Source organism: Calidithermus terrae, assembly GCF_003574345.1.
GTDB classification, from domain to species: Bacteria; Deinococcota; Deinococci; order Deinococcales; family Thermaceae; genus Calidithermus; species Calidithermus chliarophilus.
Genome location: NZ_QXDL01000236.1, coordinates 1 through 5515 on the forward strand (window position 1 = coordinate 1; position 5515 = coordinate 5515).

Here is a 5515-nt window from a genome sequence, read left to right on the forward strand (position 1 = left end):
CTCGCGTACGGCCTCGAGCACCCCCTCCACCAGCTCCCCCGCCCCCACGAACAGCCCCGAGAGGCTGCGGGTGAGGGTGGCCTCGAGCTCCTGGGCCAGCGGCAACTGCTGCCGCAGCAGGAAGCCCAGCGCGGCCGTCGCCAGGAAGATCAGGGGGAAGAGGCTGAAGAAGGCGTAGTAGCCCAGCGCCACCGACCGCGTGGGGACCTCGCGGTCGGCGAAGGCGGCCAACAGGCGCTTGAGCCACCGCCCCGCGCGCTTGAGCATGCCCCTACCCTAGAACCCCGGGCTGACCCTGGGCTGAGGTCGGCCCCGAATTGAGAGCCAGGTGATATGCTATAAACATAACACCGGGTATACTTTTAGTTGTGAACAACGCGATGACCCGAACCCCCCAGAGCGTTCGGCTGGGCAAGACCCAGGTTCGCAGCACCCCCGACGGGCAGATCAGCGCCTACGACGCGCTGGCGGCGCTGGGCCTGGAGGGCAGCCCCGAACGCCTGCAGGAAATCGTCGAGCAGCACGGCCTCGAGCCGCGGCTGCACAACTTCGGCAAGGGTCGCGAGCCCGTGCTGGGCTACGGCGACTTCGTGACCCTCAGCTTCGCGCTCGAGACCCCCGAGGCCCGCCGCTGGCGGGGCAAGGCCCGCGACCTGCTGCGCCGCTACCTCGAGGGCGACATCCAGCTCGCCGCCGAGGTCGCCGAGCGCAGCCCCTCGCCCGAGCACCGCCGCTGGCTGTCGGCGCGGCTGGAGAGCGTGGAGGCGCGCAAGCGCTTCATGTCCACGGTGGCGCGTCACGGCGGGGAGGGCAGCATCTACCGCGAGGTGAGCTCGCTGTCCAACCGCAGCGTGCTGCAGATGGACTCCGGCGAGTTCCGCCGCAAGCGCAGGGTGAAGAACACCCGCGACGGCATGTCGGCCGCCGAGCTGCTGCGCCTGAGCTACCTCGAGACCGCCACCGCCCAGGCCATCGAGGCCAAGGGCGTGCGCGGCAACGAGCAGATCCTCAGGCTGCACAAGCAGAAGGCCGAGGTCGAGCGCCGCCTCTGGGAGGAGGAGCCCGACCCCGCGAGCTGAACCTGCCACGGGCGAAAGCCACCCCGCGGGGTGGCTTTGCCCTGCCGGCTGCCGCTCTCAAGGCATGTGGCTGCCCGGGGTGCCGATGGTGTTGGGCTCTTCGACGAACTGGAAGCCCAGGCGCACCGAGAAGCCGGCGTCGGGGCCGATGCCGGTGAGGGCGGGCTGGCCGTTGATGGCGTAGTTCATGTTGCCGTAGCCCATGCTCACGCCCAGCTTGGCCTGGGGGGTGAAGGCGAAGTAGACCGCCCCGCGCACGTCGTAGCCCAGCGGGGAGGCGCCCACGTAGGAGCCCAGCGCGCCCTGCACGTAGATGTCGGTGTTGGGCACGAGGTCGAGCTTGAGGCCGAGGTCGCCGCCGACGAAGGGCACGAAGGTGCCCGTCTGGGGGAAGTAGATGCCCACGAGGTCGAGGTCGGCGTAGAGCTTGCTGTTGCCCGAGAAGGTGTGCTTGAACTTCAGGCCCGCCGAGGCGTCGAGGCTGAAGCCGACGGGGGAGGGCAGGACGTAGACGAAAGTCCCCAGGCCCACGTAGCCCTCGAGCTCGGTGTTGAAGTCGCTGATGAGGTCCTGGGCGTACTTCGCCCCCAGCCGCCCCACCAGCACGAACTGCCCGCCGCCGTAGCCGGGCATGAGGCTACCCCCCACCACGAAGCCGGTGGTGGTCTCGACGTTGTAGTTGAAGCTGCTGGCGATGCTGAAGCCCGGCACCAGCGGGGCGTCCACCGTCACCGAGAGGCCGTCGGCCAGGGCGGCGCTCGAGAGGCCGAGCGCGGCCGTCCCAGCCAGAATCAGTTTTTTCCAATGCTTCGTCATAAGCTACTCCTTCGCGCGAGTAGGGCTCGGTTTCCCGAATGCCGTCCTCTACGTGCTGGAGTTTGGGTAAGCGCGCTTATGCGGCGCTGTGAACGAACTGATTGGGCACTGAGGCCTGTTTCAAGACGCGTAAATGATCCGGGGGGGGCTCCTGCCCGCCCCCCCCGGTCCGTGCCCCTCAACGCAGGGGAATCCGGTGCGTGTAGTCGATGCTCTGGCCCTGCATCCGGCCCAGCCACAAAAGCTGCAGGGTCCCCGGCAGGGTCACCTCGAGCGTCTGCGGCCCCGTCACGCTGCGCCAGAAGCGGGGTTCGGCCCCCACCGCCATCGCGTACTGCCCGCTTGGAAAGCTCAGCCGCAGGGCCACGCCGGGGGTGGGGGCGGTCTCGAGGCGGGCTTGCCAGCCGCCGCCTTGTCCCTCGGGGGCTAGGAACCAGCTCTGGCCCTCCTTCAAGCCGTACTCCAGCCTCGCGCCCGGGGGGAGCTCGAGGCTCAGGTCCAGCTTGGGCCCCACCTGGGCGAAAAGCTGCCGGTCGAGGAAAACGCCCAGCGGCCCCGGGGCCTGCCCGCTCAGCCGCAGCAGGGTGCGCTGGGCCTGGGCCGGGGCGCGGCCGAGCACGGGGCTGAAGGGCCGGCTCAGGAAGTTCTGCACCAGCATCACCTTGCGCCCCTGGCGCACGAAGGCCACGCCCAGGTGGGTGAAGTCGGGCTTGAGCAGGTTGGCGCGGTGGCCGGGGCTGTTCATCCAGTCCTCCACGGCCTTCTTGGGCAAGCCCTCGTCCTTGAAGCCCTCGTAGTAGGCCAGGTTCTCGCCCACCGTCACCTCGATGACCCCGGCCGCGGCCATGCGCTGCCCCGGCGTGCGCCCCTCCGGCGTGACGTGGGCGAAGTACCCCCGCGCCAGCATGTCCTGCGCGTGCCCCAGCGCCGCCTCATAGGCCAGGTCGTCCCACAGCAAAGCCCCCAGCCCCCGCGCCAGCCGCATCTGGTTGGTCTGCGCCAGCACCTCGAGCTCCAGCGCGCTCTGCGCCGACGCCATAGAAAACAGCACCACCAAGGGTGCCATCAAACGCACGAGTTTCACCCCTCGAGCCTAGCTCAAGCGTGCGGACGGCGGGTGATGGGTGGCTAAAGGGGCGGTATGGCATGTGGCATGTGGCTTGTAGCTCATGATAGACAGCGGTAAGCCATCAGCCGTCAGTTTGTGGCTCGTGGTTTACCCCTCCCCGGCCCTCCCCGCGCGCGGGGAGGGTATATCCCCCCTAACCCCCCTTGCTAAGGGGGGTAAAGAAAAGGCGTCTTGCGTCTTGCGTTTTGCGTTTGGCTATCAGCTATCGACCATCGCCATTCTCAGGCACCAGCCGGTACAAGAACCCCCGCGAGAACGGCTTGGCCTCGAGCAGCGCGTTCACGTCGGCGACGGTGAGGGCTTCGTACTTGCGGGCCATCTCGCCTAAGGTCTCGTAGCGGCCGGTGTAGACGTAGGAGAGGCCCAGGTTGAACAGGCGGTTCATGGGGGTCTCGCCGGCGAAGACGATGCCGGTGGCGATCTTGTTCTTGGCGCGCTCGACCTCGTCGGCCTGCACGCCCTCGCGCTCGAGGCGCTCCATCTCGCGGCGCACAACCTCGGCGACCGCTTGCTCGTTGGCGGGGTCGGTCTGGGCGAAGGCGTAGAACAGCCCGGCGCCGTCGTTGTCCTCGTGGCCGGCGCTGGCCGACTCCACCAGGCCGCTGTCCACCAGGGCCCAGTGCAGGCGGCTGTTGCCGTCGGCGCCCAGCACGTTGGCGAGCACGCCGGCGGCGTAGCGGCGCTCGTCCTGGGCGGCGAAGCCCGGGGCGAAATGCCAGAGGTAGCTCTGGGTGGCCTGGGCGTAGGGCTGGCGGAACTCGCCGGGGCGGGGCTCGAAGGGGGCGTACTCCCGCTGCACGGCCGCGGGGCGCCACCCGCGGGTAATCTCGCGGACCTGCTCGAGCGTGGCCTCCCAGTCGAGCTTGCCCGCCAGGGCCAGCACCATGTTCGACGGCGAGTAGCGGCGGGCGTGGTAGTCGGCCATCTGCTCGCGGGTCAGGGCCTCGATGCTTTCGACCGTGCCCAGCACGCTGTTGCCTAAGCCGTGGCCGCGGAAGTAGCGCTCGCGGGCCCAGTCGTAGGCCATGAACTGCGGGCGGTCGGCGTAGAGGGCGATCTCCTCGAGGATCACCTGCTTCTCGGTGTCGAAGTCCTCCTGCCGCAGCGCCGGGCGCATCATGTCGGTGAGCAGCTCGAGCAGGCGCGGCCCGAACTCGGGCAGCACCGCGCCGTGGTAGACGGTGTTCTCCTCGCTGGTGAAGGCGTTGTTCTGCGCGCCCAGGTGGTCGAACTCGAGGTTGATCTCCAGCGCGTCGCGCGTGGGCGTGCCCTTGAAGAGCATGTGCTCGAGGAAGTGCGACACCCCCGACTCCTCGGGGCGCTCGTCGCGGCTGCCGGTCTTGACGAAGTAACCCATCGCCACGCTCCGCGCGGCCGGGTTGACCTCGGCGATGACGGTGAGGCCGTTGTCGAGCCGGGCCTCCTTGAACTCCATGCCGGTGTCCATGCGGGCGGTCTGCAGGTGCGTCGGGTTCATAGCGACACCACGGTCTGGTCTACGGGGCCTAAGACGGCGGTCCAGGGGTCGCGGTAGGGGTTGGCGGCCACGTAGCGGTTGAGGCGCTCGAGGTCCACGGCCGCGATCTCGGCCTCGATCTCCTCCAGCGGCCGCACCCGCGCGATCATGTAGAGGTCGCGGGCCATGCTCGCCACCCGCGCGCGCGCCGACTCCTCCTGCATCACCAGCGCGGTGCGCAGGCCCACCTTCGCCCGCTCGAGCTCCTCCGCGCTCACGCCCTCGGCGAGCTGCTCGATCACCTGCTGCATGACCTCCAGGGTCTGTGGCGCGCGCTCGGGGGTGGTCCCGGCGTAGGCGCTGAGGTAGCTGTAGCCCTTGACCCCGTTGGGCGAGGCGTAGACCGAGTAGACCAGCCCGCGCTTCTCGCGCACCTCGGCGAACAGCCGCGCCCCCATGCCGCCGGAGAGCACCTGCGCCGCCAGGCGCGCGGTGTAGAACTCCGGGTGCCCGATGCTCACGTCGGGGTAGACCAGCCCGATCTGCACCTGCGCGCTCGGCTGCTCCAGCCGCAGCGCGTGGGGCCGGCTCACCGCGGGCCCGGGCACCGCCGGCTCCTCGCCGTCCCAGGCCCCCAGCGTGGCCTCCACCGCCGCGTGGGCCTGCTCGAGCGTCACCCCCCCGGCCAGCGCCAGCACGCAGCCCCTCGCGCCGTAGCGCCGCCGGAAGTCGGCCCGCAGGGCCTCGGGCGTGGCCGCCTGGAGCCCCTCGAGCGTGCCGCTGGGGTTGCGCCCGTGCGGGCTCGAGAAAACCGCCCGCCGCAGGGCGGTGAACATCTTCTTGGGCGGCTGGTCCTCCAGCGAGGCCAGCTCCTGCAGCGCCACCTGCCGCACGGCCTCGAGCGCGTCGTCGGGCAGTGCGGGCCGCGTGAGCACGTCGGCGTAGAGCGCCAGCACCTTCTCGAGCTGCCCCGCCAGGAAGGAAGCCCCCAGCGTGGTGTACTCGAGCCCGGCCCCGCTCCCCCGCCGCACCCCC

5 protein-coding genes and 1 pseudogene are annotated in these 5515 nt (G+C 70.0%); 1 reads left to right on the plus strand and 5 read right to left on the minus strand.

Annotated features, from left to right (window positions below; all coding sequences use genetic code 11):
• A pseudogene (locus tag Mterra_RS18230) lies at window positions 1-267 on the minus strand (YhjD/YihY/BrkB family envelope integrity protein); the annotation flags it as partial.
• A 101-nt stretch (window positions 268-368) separates the two neighbouring features.
• Between Mterra_RS18230 and ddrC the strand changes: the two are divergent.
• Window positions 369-1079: a DNA damage response protein DdrC gene (ddrC, locus tag Mterra_RS18235; protein WP_218022965.1), complete on the plus strand. Its 711-nt coding sequence runs from the start codon at window positions 369-371 to the stop codon at window positions 1077-1079.
• 57 nt (window positions 1080-1136) lie between these two features.
• On the opposite strand, the gene Mterra_RS18240 is transcribed toward ddrC, so the two are convergent.
• The 4 genes from Mterra_RS18240 to Mterra_RS18255 form a co-directional block, all read right to left on the minus strand.
• The gene (locus tag Mterra_RS18240; protein WP_119316441.1) at window positions 1137-1895 is read right to left on the minus strand and encodes a hypothetical protein; all 759 of its coding nucleotides are present in this window, start codon (window positions 1893-1895) and stop codon (window positions 1137-1139) included.
• A 178-nt stretch (window positions 1896-2073) separates the two neighbouring features.
• Window positions 2074-2961, minus strand: a complete 888-nt coding sequence (locus tag Mterra_RS18245) for a CAP domain-containing protein (protein WP_275054818.1) — start codon at window positions 2959-2961, stop codon at window positions 2074-2076.
• Between the two features lie 265 nt (window positions 2962-3226).
• Window positions 3227-4471 (minus strand): M16 family metallopeptidase, encoded by a 1245-nt coding sequence (locus Mterra_RS18250; protein ID WP_119316444.1) that lies wholly within the window; start codon window positions 4469-4471, stop codon window positions 3227-3229.
• Between the two features lie 26 nt (window positions 4472-4497).
• On the minus strand, window positions 4498-5515 hold a 1018-nt coding region (locus tag Mterra_RS18255), incomplete at its 5' end, for a M16 family metallopeptidase (RefSeq protein WP_147372930.1).